Origin of the sequence: Aminobacter sp. P9b (assembly GCF_045345995.1) — a bacterium.
Taxonomy (GTDB): domain Bacteria; phylum Pseudomonadota; class Alphaproteobacteria; order Rhizobiales; family Rhizobiaceae; genus Aminobacter; species Aminobacter niigataensis.
In genome coordinates this window covers 1473042-1494791 of the sequence record NZ_CP150082.1, presented here as the reverse complement: position 1 = coordinate 1494791, position 21750 = coordinate 1473042, and the positions used below count along the sequence as shown (strand labels likewise).

Here is a 21750-nt window from a genome sequence, read left to right as displayed (position 1 = left end):
AATGGCTAGGCGGCGACCTTGGGCCTGCGGCGATGGATGCGCCAGACGGCGAAGATGCCGCCACCTATCGCGCAGATCAGCCCGCCGACCAGGCCGACCAGCACTACGAAGTAGCCGCAAGCGCCCTCGAAGCAGCTCATGTCGGTGACCTCGGAAATGCCGGTGCCGGCCGCAAGCCCGGCCACTGCACCGACCGCCCCGCCGACGATGACGCCGATAAGACCAGCGAAAAGCGAAACCAGCAGGCCGGGACGGGCGCGTTCGTCATTCCCTACCAAGGCACGCGGTTGATCCTGTCGGCTGACCAGCCAGATCATAACAAGGCCTATCGCGATCTCGCCGCCGTCCCAGGCGAGACCGACAAGGCCAAAGGCGAAGTCGGGCATGACAAGGACATAGATCTGCTTGGCCACCAGGAAGGCGATGATCGTCCATTGCCAGATGGTGAAGTTGCGCGGGAAGCGAACATCGCGATTGTAGGCAAGGACAAGCAGATAAATCCCCCAGGCGATGGTCACCGCGCTGAAGCCGACCGAGGCATAAATCAGGCACAACACCGCCGCCGGCATCGAGAAATCCAGCATGATGCCGATGCTGGCGTCGATGCCGCGTGCGCTGAGCGCCATGACAAGGCAAAGCCAGGCCACCGGCAGCCAGCGCCAGATGTCCCAGCCGGACGGTTCGTTCTCGGACGGCATCGAATCTCCCCTGCCCCGCACTTTGTGACAGAGCGCCAGCCACTTGCAAGAAGGCCGATCACGGCCCTGGACCATCGCCCTGCGGTCGCGGCCCGCCCAGTTCGGGGTGCTGCGCGCGACCCCGATCATTTTGCCTGATAACATTTGCCACGTCAGCGCTTGGCAAGTGGCGCAGGATCGACTAGATGAGCCCCGCAGTCGGATGCTCAATGTGTTCGGTGGCAGGCGATGGGTGCCCGCAGGTTGGCTGCACCGAATGACGGCTCAACGAGCCGACGCCAAGGAGATGCGTGCACTCCCAACCGGCCCGGCATAACCAGCCGGCGCCAAGCGCGCATGCGGAGAGGTGGCCGAGTGGTTGAAGGCGCACGCCTGGAAAGTGTGTTTACGGGAGACCGTAACGCGGGTTCGAATCCCGCCCTCTCCGCCAGCGCCTGCTCACTTCCCGATGTCAGCAGGCGTCGTTGGGAAGCCTCAAAGGCTGGCGTTCTGCGACACGTTTCTGCCTGATCGCCCGGCCCGCCCGTGCGGCCACTTGCGTCGACCGACTTCAAGGAATTTACAATTGGAATGAACGGAGCGACATTCATGGCGTCGTCCATTTGTACAGCTTTTACGCGAAACACAAATTGGAGGAACTGCCATGAGGACTGCAAGTCTCGCGCGTTGCGTAGTCATTGCTCTGGCTGGTTTCTGGGGCGTGGGACAGGCCCCAGCAGAGGAGCCGAACAAGGCTGAAATCGACGCCATTCGCCAGGCGCTGGAGAAATACCAGGACCCCTACAATGCGATCCGCGACCTCTATCTGTCGACGGTCGGGTGCGTTCACTACAGCGGCGAAAAGATCGAAGGGCACATGGAGTATCCGAAGGGAGCCATGGGGATCCACTTCGTCAACGTCACCATCAGCGGCCCGCCGGATCCGAAGCGTCCGAACGTGCTGATCTACGAGCCCGACGGCAAGAAGCTGCGCCTAGTCGCGGTCGAATGGCTCGTCCCGCTTGCGGCAGCCAAGGAACGGCCAAGCATGCTGGGCCAGCCCTTCCAGGGTCCAATGGAGGGGCATGAACCGCTGATCCCGAAGGACTTCGTCCACTATGACCTGCACGCCTGGCTGTTCAAGGACAACCCGCTGGGAATGTTCAGTCCGACAAACCCCGACGTGACATGCGACGGCTTCGATTACAGCCTGCTGGAAACGCCGACCAAGATGGTGCACGCGCCATGAGACAACCGCACGACAGCTAGCCGCGAAGCCTTGCCCCGGGAAACGGCATAGGTCTCAGACGATGTCGTCGAGCGCCCTGCGCTGGCAGTGCATTTCGAGGAACACGCGGTAGTCGCGGTCGAAGCGCGGCCACGCGGCTGGATTTGGACGGCGCGCGCGACCCTCCTGGCGCATCGCGGCGCAGGCCTCGGTGAGGTTTGAGTAAAGGCCGGCTGCTGCAGCCGCCGCCATGGCCGTGCCCAGAAGCACGGCGTCACCGCCGACCGGCTCGACGACGGTGCAGCCGGTGGCGTCGGCGTAGAGCTCCATCAGCAACGGGTTGCGGGTGTGGCCGCCGGTGACGTGCAGCGTGTCGATGCCGTAGCCATTGGCGTTGAGCGCATCGAGCACATGGCGAAGGCCGAGGGCGATGGCCACGGCGGTGCGCCAGTAGAGCCGGCACAGGCTGTCGAAGGACGAATCGAGCGTCAGTCCGCTGATCACGCCGAGCGCATGCGGGTCGGCCAGCGGCGAGCGGTTGCCGTGGAAGTCGGGCAACACGTGCAGGCGTCCGGCGAGGTCGAGGCCTTCGCCGGCGCGCAGTTGCATGATGCGTTCGGTGATCTTCCGGTGCAGCGCGGCATCGGGCTGGCCGCCGGCGCCATGCCAGCGGACGATGTGGTCGAGCAGCGCACCTGTCGCCGACTGTCCGCCCTCGCTCAGCCAGAGGCCAGGCAGGGCCGCGCCGAAATACGGCCCCCAGACTCCGGCAAAGGCGCGCGGCTCCGGCGACATCGCCATGACGCAGCTCGATGTGCCGGCGATCAGCGCAAGATGACGTTCGATGCCGGGCAGTCCGCCGATGACGCCGACCGCACCGGCAAAGGCGTCGATCATGCCTGCGCCGACACGGCAAGCGGTGGTCAGGCCGAGCGCTTCGGCGGCTGCGGGCATGAGCGGGCCGAGATCGGTGCCGACCGGGCTGGCACGCTCCGGCACGACTGCATGTTCGAAGATGTCGCCGAGGCCGACGGCGGCAAAGAAGTCGTGCCGCCAGGCCTCGCGCTCATGGGCGAGATAGGTCCATTTGGCGGTCAGCGTGCATTGCGAGCGGGCGAGCGAGCCCGATGCCTTGTGGCAAAGGAAATCGGCGAGATCGAAGAGCTGTCCGGTGCGGGCCCAGCTTTCCGGCAAATGACGCTTGACCCACATCAACTTGGGCGTCGCCATTTCCGGCGACATCACGCCGCCGGCATAGCCGAGGACCTCGTGACCGGTTGCAGTGCATTCGTCGGCCTCGGCCAGGGCGCGATGGTCGAGCCAGACGATGGTGTCCCAGCGGTCGCCGCCGCCGGCGGAAATGCCGACCTGCTCGCCACGCCTGCCCCTGAATACGGTCGAGCATGTCGCGTCGAAGCTGATGCCGGCGACGTCGGCCGGCTCGACATCGGCGGACACGCGCGCCGCGCGCACCGCGGCGCAAGCCGCCTGCCAGATGTCTTCGGAATCGTGCTCGCAATGGCCCACCGCCGATCGGTTCATGGCGATGGGGAATTCGGCACGGGCGAGAAGCTTTCCGCGCTGATCGAAAATGCCGGCGCGGGCGCTGCCGGTGCCAACATCAACGGCGCAAAGATGGGCCGCCATCAGGACGACAATGTCCGGCTGCGGCCAGCACGCGTGCGGCCGACTGGCGGCGTTTGCCGCGAGGTCAACCGGTCTGAAAACGCCGAGATCAAAACCATGACGCGCAGTCTATATGCGCGCCATGGCCAATGCCAGCGGGCAGCGGCGGCCCGGCCTGGCTCAGAGGCTGTCGCCGAGGTAACGCGTCAGGGTCTCCCTGGTCCCCAGCGTCCACAGCGCCTCGAGGCCATGGGCGAAGGCCGCGGCGAAGGGTGCCGAGTTGCCGACCTCGCCATAGATGTCTTCCATGGCGAGCCAAGCCTGGGGCATGTCCTTCGCCGCCGTGGCGGTCGCCTGCAGGCGGGTCCAATTGGGGTCGTTGGGCTCGATGACAGCACCGGAGTCGGTCGTGCCGAAGCAGTAGCGGCACCAGAGCGCGGATTCGAGCGCCAGGCCGGTTATGCCGCCGCCTGCCTTGAGCCGGTCGGCGATGGTCGGGATGATGAATTTCGGCTGCCGGTTGGAGCCGTCGAGACAGAGCCGCCGCACAGTGTCGCCGATCTTCGGGTTGGAAAAGCGGCGCTCGATGAGTTCGCAATATTCCTCGAGCACGACACCCGGCACCGGCGGGACGGTGGGCATGATCTCCTCGCGCTCGAGCTTGGCCAGGAAGGCGCGCACGAGCGGGTTCTCCATCGCCTCGTGGACGAAATGGATGTCCATCAGCCCGGCCGGATAGGCGATGGTGGCGTGGCCGCCATTGAGGATACGGATCTTCATCAGTTCGAAGGGTGCTACGTCATGGACGAACTGGACGCCGACCTTTTCCAGCGCCGGCCGGCCATCGGTGAAACGGTCCTCCATCACCCATTGCTTGAACGGCTCGCAGAACACCGGCCAGTTGTCGTCGACGCCGAATGCGGCTGCAAGGATGCCGCGCTCGCGGTCGGTGGTTGCGGGCGTGATGCGGTCGACCATGCTGTTGGGGAATGCAACGTTGTCGCGGACCCAGTCAGCGAGCGTCTCGTTGACCAGCCGGGCAAGACCGATCGTCGCATCCGACGTGACATGGCCGTTGCCGGGGATGTTGTCACAGGACATGACGGTGAAGGGCACGATGCCGTCCCCACGGCGGCGGATCAGGCCGGCGAGGATGATGCCGAACACGGTCCTAGGCGTGTCCAGGTTCTGCGCATCGGCGACAATGTCGGGGTGGGTCGGATTGAAGAGCCCCGAGGCCGGATCGATGAAATAGCCGCCTTCGGTGATGGTCAGCGAAACGATGCGGATCGCCGGATCGGCAAGGCGCTCGATGATGGCGGCCGCATCGCCGGGCATCAGGAAGTCCACCATGACGGCGGTGACCCGCGCGCTCATGTGGCCGCTGTCCTGCTCGACTACAGTGGTGAGCCAGTCCTGCTCGGCAAGCCTGGCGCGACCAACCTTTTCGCCGTCGAAGACGCCGGCGCCGACAATCGCCCAATCATGGCCGACACCGGAGTTGAACAACTCGTCGAGATAGACCGCCTGATGCGAGCGGTGGAAGTTACCGACGCCGAAATGGACGATGCCGGGCGTGAGCGTGGCGCGCTCGTAATTCGGGCGCGCGACATTGGCGGGGAGACTGCCGAGATTCGCTTGGGAGAGTTTCACGGGCATGGTTCGACGCTTTCTTTTTCACGGTTCGGCGCAAGCGCCTCCGATCCCTTCGCCCCGTTTGCGGGGAGAAGGTGGCCCGAAGGGCCGGATGAGGGGCGGCATCAATCTTGAAGGTCAGCCCTGCCCCTCACCTGCCTGCCGGCTCCTCTCCCCGTGAACGGGGAGAGGAGCGCTGAATTCAACTCATCCAGTTGCCGCCATCGACGTTGTAGGTCTGGGCGACGATGTATTGGCTCTCCGGCCCGGCGAGAAAAATCGCCATGCCAACGAGGTCTTCCGCCGTGCCCATGCGGCCGAAGGGAACGGCCTCGCCGACAAGGCGCTTCTTTTCGCCTCGCGGCCGGTTCTCGTACCTGGCGAACAGTTCGTCGACGTGCTCCCAGTGCTCGCCCTCGACCACGCCGGGGGCGATGGCGTTGACGTTGATGCCGTGCTTGATCAGGTCGAGCCCGGCCGACTGGGTCAGGCTGATGACCGCGGCCTTGGTGGCGCAGTAGACGGCGACGAGCGCTTCGCCGCGACGGCCGGCCTGGCTCGCCATGTTGATGATCTTTCCGCCCCGTCCGGCAGCGATCATCGAGCGGGCAGCCGCCTGCATGGTGAACAGCGTGCCGGCGACATTGACCGCAAACAGCTTGTCGTAGCTCGCCTTGCCGATCTCGACGATCGGCGCGAGGTCGAAAAGTGCTGCGTTGTTGACCAGGATGTCGAGACCGCCTGCCCTCGCTTCGACGGCCTTGATCGCCTGATCTATCGAGTTCAGGTCGGTGACGTCGAGCTTGACGGCATAGGCCGACGCGCCGATCTCGGCGGCAGTCTTTTCGGCCGCTTCGACATTGATGTCGCCGATGGCAACTGTCGCACCCTCGCCGACATAGGCCTCGGCGAACGTCCGGCCGATGCCGCGCGCAGCGCCCGTGATCAGCGCCGACTTGCCCTGGAGCCTGCCGCTCACATGGCCCTCCCGTCGGTTCCGAAACGGTGGATCTTGGGCGGGCTGGGGGTGAGGAAGATCGTCTCGCCGTGGTGAACGCCTATCTCGCCGTCGGCACGGACGGTCAGCGGACCGACGTCATCCGCATGGACATGCAGGAAGGTGTCGGAGCCGAGATGCTCGGCCACACCGACAGTCGCCTTCCATTCGCCTGCGGTGGTGGAGATGCCGAGATGCTCGGGCCTGACACCGATGGTCGTGGCGCCATGCTTGGCAGCAGCAGTGCCGTTGATCAGGTTCATCTTGGGCGAGCCGATGAAACCTGCGACGAACAGGTTCTTCGGCGTCTTATAGAGTTCCATCGGCGAGCCTACCTGCTCGATGTTGCCGGCATTCAGCACCACGATCTTGTCGGCCATGGTCATCGCCTCGACCTGGTCGTGGGTGACATAGATCATCGTCGTCTTGAGCTGGTGATGCAGTTCACTGATCTCGAGGCGCATCGTGCCGCGCAAGGCAGCGTCGAGGTTGGACAGAGGCTCGTCGAACAGGAAGGCCGAGGGCTGGCGCACGATGGCGCGGCCAATAGCGACGCGCTGGCGCTGGCCGCCCGACAGCTGACCCGGGCGGCGCTCGAGATAGTTGGTCAGGTTGAGGACACGGGCGGCGTCCTTGACCTTCCTGTCGATGACCGCCGCATCCTCGCCCGCCATCTTCAGCGGAAACGCGATGTTCTTGTAGACGGTCATGTGGGGATAGAGCGCATAGGACTGGAACACCATCGCCAGCCGCCGCTTGGCCGGCGCCTCGCCGGTGACGTCGCGGCCGTCGATGTTGATCTTGCCGGAGCTGGTGTCCTCCAGCCCGGCGATCAGCCTGAGCAGGGTCGACTTGCCGCAGCCGGACGGCCCGACGAAGACGACGAACTCGCCGTCTTCGATCTCAAGATCGATCTCGGGGATGATGGTGGTGGCGCCGAAGGACTTCGACACCTTGTTGAGAACAATATTGCCCATGGTTTCCTCCCGCGGGTTCGACTATTTCACGGCGCCGAAAGTCAGGCCGCGGACGAGCTGGCGTTGGGAGAACCAGCCCATGATCAGGATCGGTGCAATGGCCAGCGTCGATGCCGCCGAGAGCTTCGCCCAGAACAGCCCCTGCGGGCTGGAGAAGGACGCGATGAAGGCGGTCAGCGGTGCGGCATTGGTGGTCGTCAGGCGGATCGTCCAGAAGGCCTCGTTCCACGCCAGGATGATGTTGAGCAGCATGGTGGAAGCGATGCCGGGCACCGCCATCGGCGTCAGCACATAGACGATCTCGCCCCACAGGGTGGCGCCGTCCATGCGCGCGGCTTCGAGGATCTCGCCGGGGATTTCGCGGAAGTAGGTGTAGAGCATCCAGACGACGATCGGCAGGTTGATCAGCATCAGCATGACGGTCAGGCCGATGCGGGTATCGAGCAGGTTGGTGTCGCGGAAGATCAGGTAGATCGGCACCAGCACGGCGACCGCGGGCATCATCTTGGTGGAGAGCATCCACATCAGGATGTCCTTGGTGCGCTTGGTCGGCGAAAACGCCATCGACCATGCAGCCGGGACTGCGACCACCAGCGCGAGGATGGTCGAGCCGACGGCGATGATCACCGAATTCAGGAAGAACTTGAAATAGTTGCTCTGCGCCTGGACCTCGGCGTAGCTCTCCAGCGTGCCCGACGGGATCAGGCTGAAGCCGGCGATCGCCTCGGTCTCGGACTTGAAGCTGGTGATGATGGTGTAGAGGATCGGGAAGAAGATCAGCAGGGCAACCACCCAGGCGGCCACGGTGAAGCCGATCTTGCGATTGGTCGAAACTGCGCGTGCCATGGGTTGCTCCTCACTTATCCAGGTTCTTGCCGACGGCGCGCATCAGGAAGAAGGCGACGATGTTGGCCAGGATGACCGCAATGATGCCGCCGGCCGATGCGCCGCCGACGTCGTAGCCAAGAAGCGCCGTGCGGTAGATCAGGAACGGCAGGTTGGTCGAGGCGTAGCCCGGGCCGCCATTGGTGGTGACCAGGATTTCCGCATAGACGCCGAGCAGGAAGATGGTCTGGATCAGGATGACCACGGTGACGGCGCGCGAGATGTGCGGGATGGTCAGGTAGATGAAGCGGCTGACGAAGCCGGCGCCGTCCATCTCGGCGGCTTCCTTCTGCTCGCCATCGAGCGACTGCAGCGCGGTGAGCAGGATCAACGTCGCGAATGGCAGCCACTGCCAGGCCACGATGATGATGATCGAAAACAGCGGATACTGCGCGAACCAGTCGACCGGCTGGGCGCCGAAGAACTTGGCGATGTCGGCGAAGACGCCGTAGCCGGGGTGCATGATCATGTTCTTCCACACCAGTGCTGCCACCGGCGGCATGACGAAGAACGGCGAGATCACCAGGATGCGCACGATGCCCTGGCCGAACATCGGCTGGTCGAGCAGCAGCGCCAGCGCGACGCCGCCTATGACGGTGATCAAGAGCACGCCGAGGACCAGCACCAGCGTGTTCCAGATCGACTGGAAGAAGGCCGGGTCGGTGTAGAAGAACTTGTAGTTGAACAGGCCGGCGAAGCTGACATTGGCCGGATTGAGCAGGTTGTAGTTCAGGAACGAGAACCACAAGGTCATCGCCAGCGGGACGATCATCCAGATGAAGAGCAGGATCACCGAAGGCGCCATCATGAAGCGCGCCAGCGTGGTGGTCTGTCGAGTAGCCATGGCGATCACCCCGGTTCGGACGGAAGAGGTTTCAGGTCACCGAAAGGGGCCGTCCGGACTGGGAGACCGGACGGCCAGGCAGGGAGGATCTGCCTACTTGATGTAGCCGGCGCGGGTCATCTCGCGGACCGCTGCGGTCTGTGCTCCGGCAAGCGCGTCATCGACGCTCGACTGTCCGGCGAGGGCCGCCGAGAACAGCTGGCCGACGGTCGTGCCCAACCCCTGGAACTCGGGAATGGCGACGAACTGGACGCCGACATAAGGCACCGGCTTGACGGTGGGCTTGGTCGGATCGGCGGAATTGATCGAATCCAGCGTCATCTTGGCGAAGGGCGCGGCCTTCTGGTACTCGGGGTTGTTGTAAAGCGAGGTGCGCGTGCCGGGCGGCACGTTGGCCCAGCCTTCCTTCGAGGCAACGAGGTCGAGATAGCCCTTGCCGGTTGCCCAAGAGACGAACTTCTGCGCCGCTTCGGCCTTCTGCGTGCCGGCCGGAATGCCGAGCGACCATGCCCACAGCCAATTGCCGCGCTTGCCCAGGCCGGTGTCTGGCGCCAGTGCGTAGCCGACCTTGTCGGCAACGGTCGAATCCTTCGGATTGGAGACGAAGGAGGCCGCGACCGTGGCGTCGATCCACATGCCGCACTTGCCCTGCTGGAACAGCGCCAGGTTCTCGTTGAAGCCGTTGGAGGAAGCGCCGGACGGGCCGGCATCCTTCATCAGGTCGACGTAGAACTGGAGGGTATTCTTCCACTCGGGCTGGTCGAACTGCGGCTGCCATTTCTCGTCGAACCAGCGCGCACCGAACGAGTTGGACATGGCGGTCAGGAAGGCCATGTTCTCGCCCCAGCCGGCCTTGCCGCGCAGGCAGATGCCGTTGATGTCGGCGGCGCGGTCGGTCATCTTGCGGGCCGCGTCGGCGATGAATTCCCAGGTCGGGGCGTCGGGCATGGTGAGCCCGGCCTTCTCCATCAGATCCTTGCGGTACATGACGAAGGAGCTCTCGCCGTAGAAGGGCGCGGCATAGAGCTTGCCGTCCGCCGAAAGGCCACCGGCAATGGCCGGGATGATGTCGGCGGCGTCGTAGTCGGCGCCAAGATTGTCGAGCGGCAGCAGCCATTGCTGCTTGGCCCAGATCGGAACCTCGTAGGTGCCGATGGTCATGACGTCATACTGGCCACCCTTTGTGGCGATGTCGGTGGTGACGCGCTCGCGCAGCACGTTCTCTTCGAGCGTGACCCATTCGAGCTGGATGTCGGGGTTCTTGGCGGTGAAGTCGTCCGTCAGCTTCTGCATGCGGACCATATCGCCATTGTTGACCGTGGCGATGGTGATGGTCTCGGCATGAGCGGCAAACGCAAGCGCGCTCGCTCCGCACAGGCCCAGGAAGAGCGTGTTCAGTTTCATCGAATTCCTCCCAAAAGCCAAGGTGAGCATTTGCCTTAGCTATGGGCAATTATTCATCTGATGTGATTTATGTCAAGCAGGAATCTGGACACGGCTACGCAGCCACCGGATTGGCGGCAGATACAGGAAGCGATGAAGGGAAACGGCGCACAGCCGCGCGCAGCGCCTATGCGCTAGAATGCGCGGCTGGGGAGCTTCGGCTCAAGCAGCCAGCAAAGCTGCTGCCGTTCGCTCGTCGGTGATCAGGCCGTTGACGAGGCGCCGGGTGACGGCGGCCAGGATGCCGGGCAGCTTGCGCTCGCCCATGGCGAGCGCAACCACCAGCGAGCGCTCACGCGACGGCAGCGGCGCGGAGGCAACGCGGTCGTTGGTGATGCCGTCGATGAGCTTGCCGTCGCGGTCGAAGGCCCAGCCGACAATCTCACCGACAGCGCCGGCCTTCTGCAGCGCCTTGAGTTCGGTTTCGGTGATGAAGCCGTCCTCGTAAAGTGGCGCCTGGGGGCCCATGTCGCCGACACCGACGAAGGTGACGTCGGCCTGCGCCGCAAGCGCCAGGGTCGGCTGGATCAAGGGCTGGCCATGCAGCATGCGGCGCTCGTCCGACGACGAGGCAATGGCCGGCAAAGGCATGGGGAAGCTGCGCGCCTTGATGGTGTCGGCCATGGTGAAGATGACGTTGTAGAACGCCGCCGAACCATCCGGCGAGATGTTGCCGGTCAGCGAGACCACCTTGTGCTGCGGGCATTCCATCGGCGGCAGCTGTTCGATCGCTGCCTTGAGCGTGCGGCCGGTGCCGATCGCCATGACGATCGGCTCGGGCGAGCGCAGCCATTTCTCGATCTCGGCGGCCGCCGCCTGGGCAATGCCGATCGTCGTCGACGACGAATCCGGATCGCTGGGCGTGACCTCGACAAGGTCGAGCGCAAAACGGGACCGGAGCCTTGCGGCAAGATCCAGGCAATTGGCGATCGGATGGTCGACCCGAACCTTGATCAGACCTTCCGACATGGCCAGCGACACCAGCCGCTGCGCTGTCTGGCGCGAGACACCGAGCTTTGTCGCGATCTGGTCCTGGGTGTTGCCGGCAACATAATAGAGCCAGCCGGCGCGGGCGGCGTCATCGAGCCTTGGGTTTTCGCTCCGGGAACTCATGCGTCGTGCCTCATCATCTGCCGAGGCAGTTTCGCAGGGTTTTCGCAAATGCGCAATTGCCCGGCAATCGCGCATTTGCTCGGATCGACTCTTTGCCGCAACTGGCAGCGATCAGCGTTGCCGTCAGCCGGCGCTGGCCGGCGCCGAGGTGTCGACGACTTCGAAATCATGGGTGATGACCGCCGACTTGGCGAGCATCGCCGAGGCCGAGCAGTATTTCTCGATCGAGAGGCTGACGGCACGCTCTACCTTGGCAGCCGCAAGGCCACGGCCCTTGACCACGAAGTGCATGTGGATGCGGGTGAAGACCTTGGGGTCGGTGTCGGCGCGGTCGGCGTCGAGCTCGACGGTGCAGTCCTCGATCGCCTCGCGGCCCTTCTCCAGGATATGGACGACATCGTAGGCAGAGCAGCCGCCGGCGCCGATCAGCATCAGTTCCATCGGGCTCGGGCCCGGCGTCTGGCCGCCCGGTTCCTTGGAGGTTCCGAGCACGATCTTGTGCCCGCTGCCGGATTGGCCAACGAAGGTGCGATCCTCAACCCATTTGATGCGTGCCTTCATGACAGCCATCCTTCCCTGCAAAACTGCCCGCCATCGTGCGGTCCCAGTTCATAACCGGGCGAAGGTCGCAGCGTCGAGTGCTGCCTTGTGTCGCGGCGCAGATTTCAACACCAAGCACCGGCGGCGCGTTCACAAATCCATCGACTGGACAGGCCATATCCGGGCGGCCCGCCCTATCGCCGACAACAGCCCAAAGTTGAACTTCGGCGCATGCAAAGCGCCGTCATGGACAGACCCTCTCCGCGGTTCGTCAAGCGGAGTGCCGCGCCACAATTCCATGCATGCAAACTAAATCTGCGATCACGACATTCTGTGCGGAACTTTGGCTGACCAGCGAAGTTGAGATGAAGGCAAAAGGTCGAAGTGGTGTTACACTCCCACCGACTTCGGCATTGTGAGGGTGCCATGCAAACACGTGAAACCGACGTCTTCAATCTCTTCTCGGAAATCTACAGCAGTCAGACAACCGAGGAGATGAGCCTCCAGCAATATCTGCTCGCCTGCCGCGACCAGCCGGCCATGTATGCCACGGCAGCGGAGCGAATGGTGGACGCCATCGGCGCCCCCACGCTGGTCGACACAAGTGCTGACCCCCGCATGGGGCGCATCTTCGCAAACCGAACAATCAAGCTTTATCCGGCATTTGCCGAATTCTACGGCATGGAAGACACGATCGAGCGGATCGTCGGCTACTTCCGCTACGCCGCGCAAGGTCTGGAAGAACGCAAGCAGATCCTGTACCTGCTCGGCCCCGTCGGCGGCGGCAAGTCGTCACTCGCCGAACGGCTGAAGAAGCTGATGGAAGAGCGGCCGATCTACACACTCAAGATCGGTGGCCAGCTCAGCCCGGTCTTCGAATCACCCCTTGGCCTGTTCCATCCAGATCGCATGGCCGACCTGCTTGAGGACAAATATGGCATCGCCCGGCGCCGGCTGACCGGCCTGATTTCGCCATGGGCGGCCAAGCGGCTCGAAGAAATCGGCGGCGACGTCTCCAAGTTCAGCGTGGTCAAGCTGATGCCGTCGCGGCTGCGCCAGATCGGCATAGCCAAGACCGAGCCCGGCGACGAGAACAACCAGGACGTGTCGGCCCTGGTCGGCAAGGTCGATATCCGCAAGCTCGAGAATTTCAGCCAGGCCGACCCCGACGCCTATTCCTACAGCGGCGGCCTGAACCGCACGACGCAAGGACTGTTGGAATTCGTCGAGATGTTCAAGGCGCCGATCAAGGTGCTGCATCCGCTGCTGACGGCGACCCAGGAAAGCAACTACAACGGCACGGAGAGCTTCGGCGCCTTCCCCTACCAGGGCATCGTACTGGCGCACTCCAACGAATCCGAATGGCTGCAATTCAAGAGCAACAGGAACAACGAGGCGTTCCTCGACCGCATCCTAGTGGTCAAGGTGCCCTACTGCCTGCGCGTCACCGAAGAGCGGCAGATCTACGAGAAGCTGCTGCGCGAAAGCGAACTGGTGAGCAATCCCTGCGCGCCCGAAGTGCTCGACATATTGAGCCGCTTCACGGTGTCGACCCGGCTGGCCGAACACGAAAACTCGCCGCTCTACACCAAGATGCGCGTCTATGACGGCGAGAACCTCAAGGACGTCGACCCCAAGGCCAAGTCGATGCAGGAATATCGCGACGCCGCCGGCGTCGACGAAGGCATGAACGGCGTCAGCACGCGCTTTGCCTTCAAGGTATTGTCGGAGACGTTCAACTACGACACCAAGGAGATCGCCGCCGACCCGGTGCATCTGATGTACGTGCTCGAACAGGCGATCAAGCGCGAGCAGTTCCCCAATGAGATCGAGCAGTCCTATCTCGATTTCATCAAGTCGGAGATCGCCACGCGCTATGCCGAGTTCATCGGCCACGAGATCCAGAAGGCCTATCTCGAATCCTACAGCGAGTACGGCCAGAACCTGTTCGACCGCTACATCGCCTATGCCGACGCGTGGATCGAGGACCAGGACTACAAGGACCCCGACACCGGCCAGATCCTCAATCGCGGCATCCTCGATTCCGAGCTGTCGCAGATCGAGAAGCCTGCCGGCATCGCCAATCCGAAAGACTTCCGCAACGAGGTGGTGAAGTTCACGCTGAGGGCGCGCGCCAAGAACAATGGCCGCAACCCGTCATGGACCAGCTACGAGAAGCTGCGGGAGGTGATCGAGAAGCGCATGTTCGGCCAGGTCGAGGACCTCTTGCCTGTCATCAGCTTCGGCGCCAAGCGCGACAGCACGACCGAGAAACAGCATGCCGAATTCGTCGAACGCATGACTGAGCGCGGCTACACGCAGCGCCAGGTCCGGCGACTCGTCGACTGGTACATGCGGGTTAACAAGGCGGGCTGATCGGGGACACACATGCCGAACTTCATCGATCGGCGCCTCAACCCCAAGGACAAGAGCCTTGGCAACAGGCAGCGTTTCCTGAGGCGCGCTCGTGACGAACTGAAACGTGCGATCAACGACCGGGTCAGGTCCGGCAAGATCGAGACGGCGGACCAGGACCAGATCATCCCGATCCCCCGCAAGGGCATCAGCGAGCCGACGTTCCAGCGCGCGCCGCATTCCGGCCACCGGGAGGACGTGCTTCCCGGCAACAAGACCTTCGGCACGGGCGACCGAATCCCGCGCCCGGCAGCCGGCGGCGGCAAGGGCTCGGACCCCTCATCCTCGGGCGACGGCGAGGACGATTTCCAGTTCGTCCTGTCGCGTGGGGAGGTGCTCGACCTGTTCTTCGAGGACCTCGAACTGCCCGACCTGGTCAAGCACAACCTCAAGGAAGTCGTGACCTTCCGGCCGCGCCGGGCCGGCTTTACGATGAGCGGCAACCCGACCAGCATCAGCGTCGGGCGCACGATGTTCAACAGCTTCGGCCGGCGTATCGCGCTGAGACGGCCAAAACAGGCCGAAATCGACGAACTCGCGGCGGAACTCAAGAAGCTGGAGGGTGAGAGGCGGCCAAGCGCCGCCACTCAGCAACGTATCGCCATACTGCGCGAGGATCTGGCGACACTGGCGCGGCGCCGCAAGCTGATCCCTTACATCGATCCCATCGACATCCGCTTCAACCGGTTCGAGCCACAGCCGGTACCCAACGCCAATGCGGTGATGTTCTGCCTGATGGACGTCTCGGGCTCGATGGGCGAACGCGAGAAGGATCTCGCAAAGCGCTTCTTCGTGCTGCTACACCTGTTTCTCAAGCGCCGCTACGAAAAGACCGACATCGTCTTCATTCGCCACACGCACGAAGCCTCGGAGGTCGACGAGGACACTTTCTTCTACAGCACCCAAAGCGGCGGCACTGTCGTTTCCACCGCGCTGGAGGAGATGCTGCGCGTCATCCGCGAGCGCTACCCGAGCAAGGACTGGAACATCTACGCGGCCCAGGCTTCGGACGGCGACAACATCCCCAACGACTCCGAGCGCTGCGTGTCGATACTCGACAAGACATTGATGCGGCTCTGCCAGTACTACGCCTATGTCGAGATCATCGACGAGCGCGAAAGCGAGATGTTCCGCCATGCCGACAACGGCACGTCGCTATGGAACGCCTATCGCGAGGTCAGCGCCGAGTGGCCGAATTTCGCGATGACGCGCATCGCCAAGCCATCCGACATCTATCCCGTCTTTCATGAGTTGTTCGCCAAGGCACCGGCGCCGGCAAAACGCGGATGAGGACACCACGTGGAGAATCGCGCAAAAAGCTCCCAACTGCTCTTCACCAGTTCCGACTGGAACTTCGACGACCTGTCACGCGCCTATGACGCGATCAAGGAGATCGCGGTCGACGAGCTTCGCCTCGACTTCTACCCCAACCAGATCGAGGTGATCTCATCCGAGCAGATGCTCGACGCCTATTCCTCGATCGGCATGCCGCTGATGTACCAGCACTGGTCCTTTGGCAAACATTTCGTCCACGAATCGAACCTCTACCGCAAAGGGCGCATGGGGCTCGCCTATGAGCTGGTGATCAATTCCAATCCCTGCATCACCTACCTCATGGAAGAGAACACCATGGCGCTGCAGACGCTGGTCATCGCGCACGCCTCGTTCGGCCACAACCACTTCTTCAAGAATAACTACCTGTTCCAGCAGTGGACCGACGCTGGCGCCATCCTCGCCTATATGGAGTTCGCCAAGAGCTACATTGCGCGTTGCGAAGAGCGCTATGGTCCGGCCGCGGTGGAAGCCGTTCTGGACGCCGCCCATTCGCTGATGCCGCAGGCGGTGTTCCGCTATCGCCGGCGCCCCCGCCTGTCGGTCGAAAGGGAGCAGGCGCGCATCCGCGAGCGGCTGGAGCATGAGGAAAGGACCTTCAGCGACCTGTGGCGGACACTGCCGCAAGCGACGGAAGCCGAAGCGCCGCGCGAGGTCGAGACCGACATGTCGGAACGGCAGTCGGCGATCGAGTATCCCGAGGAAAACCTTCTCTATTTCCTGGAGAAATACAGCCCGGTGCTCAAGGCCTGGCAAAGGGAGATCCTGCGCATCGTCCGCGTCATCGCGCAATATTTCTACCCGCAGCGCCAGACCAAGGTGATGAACGAAGGCTGTGCCACTTTCGTGCACTACACGATCATGAATCGCCTGTTCGACAAGGGCCAGATCAGCGAAGGCACGATGCTGGAGGTGCTGCAGAACCACTCCAACGTGGTGTTCCAGCCCTCCTTCGACGATCCGCGCTACGGCGGCCTCAACCCCTACACGCTGGGCTTCAACATGATGCGCGACATCCAGCGCATCTGCACGACGCCTACCGCCGAAGATCGCGACTGGTTCCCGGACTTTGCCGGCAATGGCGACTGGTGCGGCACGCTGCTGGACGCATGGGCAACACACCGCGACGAGTCCTTCATCCGGCAGTTCCTGAGCCCGGCGCTGATCCGCGACATGCGGCTGTTCTCATTGCAGGAAGAAGCCTCGGACCCCTATTACGAGGTAACGGCGATCCACGACGAACGCGGCTACGAACGCGTGCGCTCGCGGCTCGCCGACAACTACGATGTCGGGGTGACGCAACCAGACATCCAGGCGATCGACGCCGATCTCAAGGGCGACCGCAAGCTGCGCATCAAGCACACGGTCCACCACGGCACCACGCTGCAGGAAGACACGCGCAACGAGACGCTGCGCTATATCCAGCGGCTCTGGGGCCACGAAGTCAGCATGGTCGGCATCGACGATACGACCGACAAGACGCTCTACGAAATCTCGACCAAGGATTTGGGCGAGAAGACCTAAATCCTGTCCAGCGCAGCCCTCATCTTGCGCACGATGTCAGCATCCGTGTGCTTCGGCCGCGGCGAGACGAAGCCGAGTTCCAGCGCCTTGCCGCTTGGCCCATCTGCCACCACCGAGCAGGACGAATGAATTTCGCGGAAGGGCAGCCGCGCCTTGATGGCGCCGAGGGTTTCGAGATTGACGCCCGAGCCCGGCATGATGGCAATGCGGTCGCCGGCGTGGGCAAAGCAAGCAGCCAGCGCGCCCAGCCCCTGCAGCGCCGTCGTTTCGCCACCCGAGGTGAGGATGCGCTCGAAGCCCAGTTCGACGGCGAGGTCGATGGCCGGCGCAAAGTCGGGACCGGCGAGATCGAAAGCGCGATGCAGCGTCATGCCCAGCCCCCGGGCATGTGCAGCCAGCCTAGCCAGAACCTCGCGGTCGAGGCTGCCATCGACATGGTTGGCGCCAAGTACGACGCCCGCCAGACCGGCAGCACGCACGGCGTCGACGTCGGCCAGCAGTGCTGCCATGTCGTTGTCGGCGTAGACGAAGTCGCCGGGCCGCGTGCGGATCATCGCGTAGACCGGGATCGGCGCCTTGGCCGCAAGCGCCATGAGGCCGGGCGACGGGGTGAGGCCACCGGTCTCCAGCGCCGCGCAAAGCTCGATGCGGTCAGCGCCGCCAGCGATCGCTGAGGCGAGGCCCTCGGGGCTGTCGACGCAGACTTCGAGCAGGATGTTCTCAGACATTGGCGATCTCCTGGAGGCCGAGGGCGGCAGCACCGATCAGGCCCGGCTCCGTGGTCAGTGTTGCCTTGACCAGCAGCGGGCTCTGGGCCCGCCTGAGCGTCCGTCCGCGCACCTCATTGTCGAGTGCAGCGATCAGTTCGGGCACGTTGGAAAGCCCGCCACCGACCGGAACGACGGACGAGCCGATGATGTTGAGCGTCAGCGCCAAAGGCACGCCGACCAGTTCGAGATAGATGTCGATGGTACGGCTCGCCTTGGCCGCGCCTGAGAGCCAACGGTCGATGATCTCGGTGCTCGACAATAGCTCGCCGCAGAGCAAATGGTGCAGCTTCTCCATGCCGCGCGCGCCGCCGATGGTGTCGACGCAGCCGGACTGGCCGCAGCCGCAGGCGAAATGCGGCACCTCGACCGGCGGCTGGCCGACACGCGTCTGCAGCGCCTTGCCGTGGCCCCACTCGCCGGCATAGCCGCCGGCGCCAGCAACGATGCGGCCATCGATGACGAGCCCGCCGCCAACGCCGGTGCCCAGGATGACGCCGAAGACGTTGCGGTGGCCCTTGCCGGCGCCGCTGGTCGCCTCGGCCAGCGCAAAGCAGTCGGCATCATTGGCGATCCTGACCGGCAGGCCGATGACGCGCTCGAGATCGGCTGCGATCAGCCGGCCGTCGAGGCACGGGATGTTGGCGCATTTCAGGCTGCCGGAGGCGGGGTCGACGACGCCGGCGATGGAGATCGAGACGCCCTTCGTGCGGCCCCTATCCGCTGCAACGCGCTCGGCGAGCACGGAGGCGAAGGCCTGAAAGTCGTCGAGCGGCGTCGCTACCCTGTCGATGATCTCGATTTCGCCGGCCGAGCGGGCGCGGGCGCTTTTTATCGTTGAACCGCCAATGTCGAAGCAGGTAATCATCAAATCAGTTCCCGAAAGAAATTCTGCGGCGGGACGCCCCGGCCGGGACGCCTGGATTTCCAGACCGACACTTCGCAAAGGCAGCAATGGACAGTTCGCGCAAACGACGCACCTCGCCGACCATCGCCGATGTCGCCGAGCTTGCCGGCGTCTCGCGCGCCATCGCCTCGCGGGCGCTGTCGAGCGAAAGCCGCCCGGTGTCGGCCGACAAGCGGGCGCGTGTGCTTGAAGCAGCAGAGAAGCTCGGCTTCAAGCCCAATCTGCTGGCGCGCAGCCTGACCACCAAGACCGTCAATCTCATCGCGGTCATCGTCAACCACATCCACGATTTCTCCGACTTCGACCTGTTCGACCTTCTGATCGGCGAAATCCAGTCGATCGGCAAGCAGGTCATCTTCCTGCGCGTCGGCTCGGTCGAGCGCATCGAGGAATTCCTGCGCAACGGCGTCGCCTACCATGTCGATGCGGCACTGGTGTTCTCCGACTTCGCCGACGCCGAAAGCGTGCGCAAGATGTTCCGCAGCGACGACGTCTTGATGCTCAACGGCATGCATGACGGCTCTTCGCCCTCGGTCGTTCCCGACGAGGCCATCGGCATCGCCGAAGCGGTGGCCGACGCCGCCGGCAAAGGGGTCGGCACGGCGGCGCTTGTCACCGGCCGTGTGTCCTCGCCCGTCGAACAGATCCGCGTTGCCGCCTACAAGGCCGAGATGCAGCGCCACGGCATCCGGCTCGTTGCCGAACTGCGCGGCGACTATTCCTACGCCAGCGGCCGGCAGATGGCGCAGTCGGGCGACTGGCCCGATATCGACGCGGTATTCTGCACCTCGGACGCCATGGCGATGGGCGTGATGGACGTTCATCGCGATGCGTTCCCGCAAAACCAACCCAGTCGCTTCAGGCTCTATGGCTTCGACAATCTGTCGCTGACCGACTTCGAGGCCTATCCGATCTCGTCCATCGGCTACGACAAGAAAGCCTATGTCGGTGAGATTCTGCGTTTCCTCACCCGACCGGGCGAATTCGCCGACGGCAATGCCGACGTGACGGTGCCGACCTTTTTCGTGCCGCGCGCGACGTCCTGACAGCAAACGGGCAGGTCGGATCGCCCCGCCTGCCCGCTGCCTCAGTCCTGTTTTACCAGAGCGGGGTCAGTGCCGGCGGGTTGGCGGTTTCGCCCCACCACTTCTTGTAGTTGGTCTCGTAGGCGCCGCTCTGGATGTAATCGGACACGAACATATCGATCCAGCGGACGAAGCCCTCGTCGCCCTTGGCAACGGCGATGCCAATCGGGTCGTTGGAGTGCAGGCCCGGCAGCGTCACCAGGTTTTCGTTCTTGGTGGCGAGGTAGTCGAGCAGCGAGGAGTCCTCGATGGCCGCATCGACGCGCTTCTGCTGCAGCAGCAGCACGCCTTCGGGCGAGAAGTTGTCGGTGTAGACGAGCTCGGCCTGGGGTGCCGCATTCTTGATGAAGGTCTCGCCCGTCGAGCCGCGGCCGACGACGATCTTCTTGCCGGCTAGGCCTTCCAGCGAGGTGATGCCGGCGTCCTTCTGGACGATGATGCGCAAGCCGGCGCGGTTGTAGGGGATCGAGAAGTCGACCGACTTGGCGCGCTCGAGCGTCGCCGAGGTGTTGGCAACCGCGATGTCGATCTGGCCCGAAACCAGCATCGAGATGCGGGCGTCGCCCGACACGTCTACGAACTCGACCGGCACGCCGAGTTTTTCGGCGAGCATGGTGGCGACATCGACGTCATAGCCGACCGGGTTGTTCTGGTCATCGCGGAAGCCGATCGGCTCGCCGCCGAGCGACACGCCGATGCGGACGGTGCCGCGCTCGCGGATCTCGTCGATCTTGCCGGCCTGGGCAGCGCCCGTGGCCGCGAGGCCGATGGCAAGCGCCATGCCGGCCAATTTCGCAATCAGGTTCTTCATTTTCCCTCTCCCTCGGGTTTCTAGGATGTGAACGGTTCGGCGAAGCGATGTTCCGGCTCGGGCAGATCGGTGTCCCAGAACCAGTATTTGATCTGCTCTTCGCAATTCAGGCTGACGACCTTGTGGTTGCCCTTGGCGTCAAGCGCATGGATGACGACGCCGGCAAGGAAGCCGCTCTTCAGCTCGCGCAACTCCTCGATGGCGAGCGCAATGGCCGCGTCGAGCGAATAGCCCAACCGCATTGCGAGCACGATGGTGCGCGCGGTGCCGCAGCGCATGGTCATCTCGCCGGTATGCGTGCAGGCGGCGGCGCCGAAGCGGCTGTCGGCATAGAAGCCGGCGCCGGGAATCGGGGAGTCGCCGAGGCGGCCCGGATATTTCCACGCCCAGCCTGACGTCGAGGTCACGACATTGAGCCCGCCAAGGCTGTCCTGCGACAGGAACACGGTGGTGTCGCGCACGCGCTCCGGGTCGGTGATGGTGCGGCTGAGCGGGGCAAGCGGAATGTCGGGGAACTTCGCCAGTTCTTCCGGCGAAAGCTCCTTTTCCAGCCGCTTCCACCAGACGCGCTCGCTCTCTTCGTAGAGCGTCTCGTCGTGGGCGAAGCCTATCTCGGTGGCGAAGCGGCGGGCGCCTTCGCCGGTCAGCATGACATGCGGCAAGCGCTTCATCACTTCATGGGCAAGGGCTGCCACCGGAATGGTGTCGGGCACGGCACCTACCGAGCCGACCTCGCGCGTCGTGCCGTCCATGACGCCGGCGTCGAATTCCATCCGGCCAAGCATGTTCGGCCAGCCGCCGAAGCCGACGCTGCGGACCTTGACCTCGCGCTCGACCTCGCCGATGCCGGCGACCATGGCGTCGATGCCATGGCTACCGCCCTTCAGCAGTTCGACGCTCTTGGAGAAGCCGGGCCAGGCCTCGGAATTGGCAAGCAGGATCAT

The 21750-nt window shown here is 63.9% G+C and carries 19 protein-coding genes and 1 tRNA gene; 6 read left to right on the top strand and 14 right to left on the bottom strand.

Annotated elements, in window-relative coordinates; all coding sequences use genetic code 11:
* Positions 1–5: 5 nt before the first annotated feature.
* Positions 6–698 carry a hypothetical protein gene (locus WHT83_RS07320; RefSeq protein ID WP_406873410.1) on the bottom strand — a complete coding sequence of 231 codons (693 nt, stop codon included), beginning with the start codon at positions 696–698 and terminating at the stop codon, positions 6–8.
* Positions 699–1038: 340 nt separating this feature from the next.
* Between WHT83_RS07320 and WHT83_RS07315 the strand changes: the two genes are divergently transcribed.
* Positions 1039–1128 (top strand) — tRNA-Ser (locus tag WHT83_RS07315).
* A gap of 213 nt (positions 1129–1341) precedes the next feature.
* Entirely contained in the window at positions 1342–1926 is a 585-nt protein-coding gene (locus tag WHT83_RS07310) for a hypothetical protein (protein ID WP_406873409.1), read from the top strand.
* Positions 1927–1980: 54 nt separating this feature from the next.
* Here the strand turns inward: WHT83_RS07310 and WHT83_RS07305 are convergent, their stop codons facing one another.
* From WHT83_RS07305 to WHT83_RS07265, 9 genes are all read right to left on the bottom strand, one after another.
* Positions 1981–3552 (bottom strand): FGGY-family carbohydrate kinase, encoded by a 1572-nt coding sequence (locus WHT83_RS07305; protein WP_406873408.1) that lies wholly within the window; start codon positions 3550–3552, stop codon positions 1981–1983.
* 159 nt (positions 3553–3711) lie between these two features.
* Positions 3712–5190 (bottom strand): mannitol dehydrogenase family protein, encoded by a 1479-nt coding sequence (locus tag WHT83_RS07300; protein ID WP_406873407.1) that lies wholly within the window; start codon positions 5188–5190, stop codon positions 3712–3714.
* A 178-nt stretch (positions 5191–5368) separates the two neighbouring features.
* On the bottom strand, positions 5369–6145 hold the full coding sequence (locus WHT83_RS07295) for an L-iditol 2-dehydrogenase (protein ID WP_406873406.1): 777 nt from the start codon (positions 6143–6145) through the stop codon (positions 5369–5371).
* The gene (locus WHT83_RS07290) at positions 6142–7140 is read right to left on the bottom strand and encodes an ABC transporter ATP-binding protein (RefSeq protein WP_183262962.1); all 999 of its coding nucleotides are present in this window, start codon (positions 7138–7140) and stop codon (positions 6142–6144) included. The genes WHT83_RS07295 and WHT83_RS07290 overlap by 4 nt, the downstream gene beginning before the upstream one ends.
* A gap of 21 nt (positions 7141–7161) precedes the next feature.
* Positions 7162–7986 (bottom strand): carbohydrate ABC transporter permease, encoded by an 825-nt coding sequence (locus WHT83_RS07285; RefSeq protein ID WP_183262963.1) that lies wholly within the window; start codon positions 7984–7986, stop codon positions 7162–7164.
* A gap of 10 nt (positions 7987–7996) precedes the next feature.
* On the bottom strand, positions 7997–8869 hold the full coding sequence (locus WHT83_RS07280; protein WP_406873405.1) for a carbohydrate ABC transporter permease: 873 nt from the start codon (positions 8867–8869) through the stop codon (positions 7997–7999).
* A 93-nt stretch (positions 8870–8962) separates the two neighbouring features.
* A complete protein-coding gene (locus WHT83_RS07275) occupies positions 8963–10273 on the bottom strand; it encodes a sugar ABC transporter substrate-binding protein (RefSeq protein WP_318762777.1) in 1311 nt (436 codons plus the stop codon).
* 201 nt (positions 10274–10474) lie between these two features.
* Entirely contained in the window at positions 10475–11425 is a 951-nt protein-coding gene (locus WHT83_RS07270; RefSeq protein ID WP_108605529.1) for a sugar-binding transcriptional regulator, read from the bottom strand.
* Between the two features lie 123 nt (positions 11426–11548).
* Entirely contained in the window at positions 11549–11986 is a 438-nt protein-coding gene (locus tag WHT83_RS07265) for an OsmC family protein (RefSeq protein WP_183262965.1), read from the bottom strand.
* A gap of 405 nt (positions 11987–12391) precedes the next feature.
* Here WHT83_RS07265 and WHT83_RS07260 point away from each other — a divergent pair, with 405 nt between their 5' ends.
* The 3 genes from WHT83_RS07260 to WHT83_RS07250 are packed head-to-tail and all read left to right on the top strand — an operon-like array spanning position 12392 to position 17236.
* A complete protein-coding gene (locus WHT83_RS07260) occupies positions 12392–14341 on the top strand; it encodes a PrkA family serine protein kinase (protein WP_108605530.1) in 1950 nt (649 codons plus the stop codon).
* 12 nt (positions 14342–14353) lie between these two features.
* Positions 14354–15670 (top strand): YeaH/YhbH family protein, encoded by a 1317-nt coding sequence (locus tag WHT83_RS07255; RefSeq protein ID WP_108605531.1) that lies wholly within the window; start codon positions 14354–14356, stop codon positions 15668–15670.
* Between the two features lie 9 nt (positions 15671–15679).
* The gene (locus tag WHT83_RS07250) at positions 15680–17236 is read left to right on the top strand and encodes a SpoVR family protein (protein ID WP_183262967.1); all 1557 of its coding nucleotides are present in this window, start codon (positions 15680–15682) and stop codon (positions 17234–17236) included.
* On the opposite strand, the gene WHT83_RS07245 is transcribed toward WHT83_RS07250, so the two are convergent.
* Together WHT83_RS07245 and WHT83_RS07240 are read right to left on the bottom strand one after the other, a co-directional pair.
* Positions 17233–17964, bottom strand: coding sequence for a copper homeostasis protein CutC (locus WHT83_RS07245; RefSeq protein WP_406873404.1), 732 nt, complete (start codon positions 17962–17964; stop codon positions 17233–17235). The two genes, WHT83_RS07250 and WHT83_RS07245, sit on opposite strands and share 4 nt — an antisense overlap.
* Positions 17957–18871: an ROK family protein gene (locus tag WHT83_RS07240; protein ID WP_406873403.1), complete on the bottom strand. Its 915-nt coding sequence runs from the start codon at positions 18869–18871 to the stop codon at positions 17957–17959. The genes WHT83_RS07245 and WHT83_RS07240 overlap by 8 nt, the downstream gene beginning before the upstream one ends.
* Positions 18872–18957: 86 nt before the next feature.
* Here WHT83_RS07240 and WHT83_RS07235 point away from each other — a divergent pair, with 86 nt between their 5' ends.
* Positions 18958–19956 (top strand): LacI family DNA-binding transcriptional regulator, encoded by a 999-nt coding sequence (locus tag WHT83_RS07235; RefSeq protein ID WP_406873402.1) that lies wholly within the window; start codon positions 18958–18960, stop codon positions 19954–19956.
* Positions 19957–20008: 52 nt separating this feature from the next.
* Here the strand turns inward: WHT83_RS07235 and WHT83_RS07230 are convergent, their stop codons facing one another.
* Positions 20009–20806, bottom strand: coding sequence for a transporter substrate-binding domain-containing protein (locus WHT83_RS07230; protein WP_406873401.1), 798 nt, complete (start codon positions 20804–20806; stop codon positions 20009–20011).
* A 20-nt stretch (positions 20807–20826) separates the two neighbouring features.
* Entirely contained in the window at positions 20827–21750 is a 924-nt protein-coding gene (locus tag WHT83_RS07225; protein ID WP_406873400.1) for an isoaspartyl peptidase/L-asparaginase, read from the bottom strand.

Coding starts and splice junctions, on each gene's coding strand:
- WHT83_RS07320 (WP_406873410.1), bottom strand. CDS start 698: ATGCCGTCCGAGAACGAACCGTCCGGCTGGGACATCTGGCGCTGGCTG.
- WHT83_RS07310 (WP_406873409.1), top strand. CDS start 1,342: ATGAGGACTGCAAGTCTCGCGCGTTGCGTAGTCATTGCTCTGGCTGGT.
- WHT83_RS07305 (WP_406873408.1), bottom strand. CDS start 3,552: ATGGCGGCCCATCTTTGCGCCGTTGATGTTGGCACCGGCAGCGCCCGC.
- WHT83_RS07300 (WP_406873407.1), bottom strand. CDS start 5,190: ATGCCCGTGAAACTCTCCCAAGCGAATCTCGGCAGTCTCCCCGCCAAT.
- WHT83_RS07290 (WP_183262962.1), bottom strand. CDS start 7,140: ATGGGCAATATTGTTCTCAACAAGGTGTCGAAGTCCTTCGGCGCCACC.
- WHT83_RS07285 (WP_183262963.1), bottom strand. CDS start 7,986: ATGGCACGCGCAGTTTCGACCAATCGCAAGATCGGCTTCACCGTGGCC.
- WHT83_RS07280 (WP_406873405.1), bottom strand. CDS start 8,869: ATGGCTACTCGACAGACCACCACGCTGGCGCGCTTCATGATGGCGCCT.
- WHT83_RS07275 (WP_318762777.1), bottom strand. CDS start 10,273: ATGAAACTGAACACGCTCTTCCTGGGCCTGTGCGGAGCGAGCGCGCTT.
- WHT83_RS07270 (WP_108605529.1), bottom strand. CDS start 11,425: ATGAGTTCCCGGAGCGAAAACCCAAGGCTCGATGACGCCGCCCGCGCC.
- WHT83_RS07265 (WP_183262965.1), bottom strand. CDS start 11,986: ATGAAGGCACGCATCAAATGGGTTGAGGATCGCACCTTCGTTGGCCAA.
- WHT83_RS07260 (WP_108605530.1), top strand. CDS start 12,392: ATGCAAACACGTGAAACCGACGTCTTCAATCTCTTCTCGGAAATCTAC.
- WHT83_RS07255 (WP_108605531.1), top strand. CDS start 14,354: ATGCCGAACTTCATCGATCGGCGCCTCAACCCCAAGGACAAGAGCCTT.
- WHT83_RS07245 (WP_406873404.1), bottom strand. CDS start 17,964: ATGTCTGAGAACATCCTGCTCGAAGTCTGCGTCGACAGCCCCGAGGGC.
- WHT83_RS07240 (WP_406873403.1), bottom strand. CDS start 18,871: ATGATTACCTGCTTCGACATTGGCGGTTCAACGATAAAAAGCGCCCGC.
- WHT83_RS07235 (WP_406873402.1), top strand. CDS start 18,958: ATGGACAGTTCGCGCAAACGACGCACCTCGCCGACCATCGCCGATGTC.
- WHT83_RS07230 (WP_406873401.1), bottom strand. CDS start 20,806: ATGAAGAACCTGATTGCGAAATTGGCCGGCATGGCGCTTGCCATCGGC.
- WHT83_RS07225 (WP_406873400.1), bottom strand. CDS start 21,750: ATGATCCTGCTTGCCAATTCCGAGGCCTGGCCCGGCTTCTCCAAGAGC.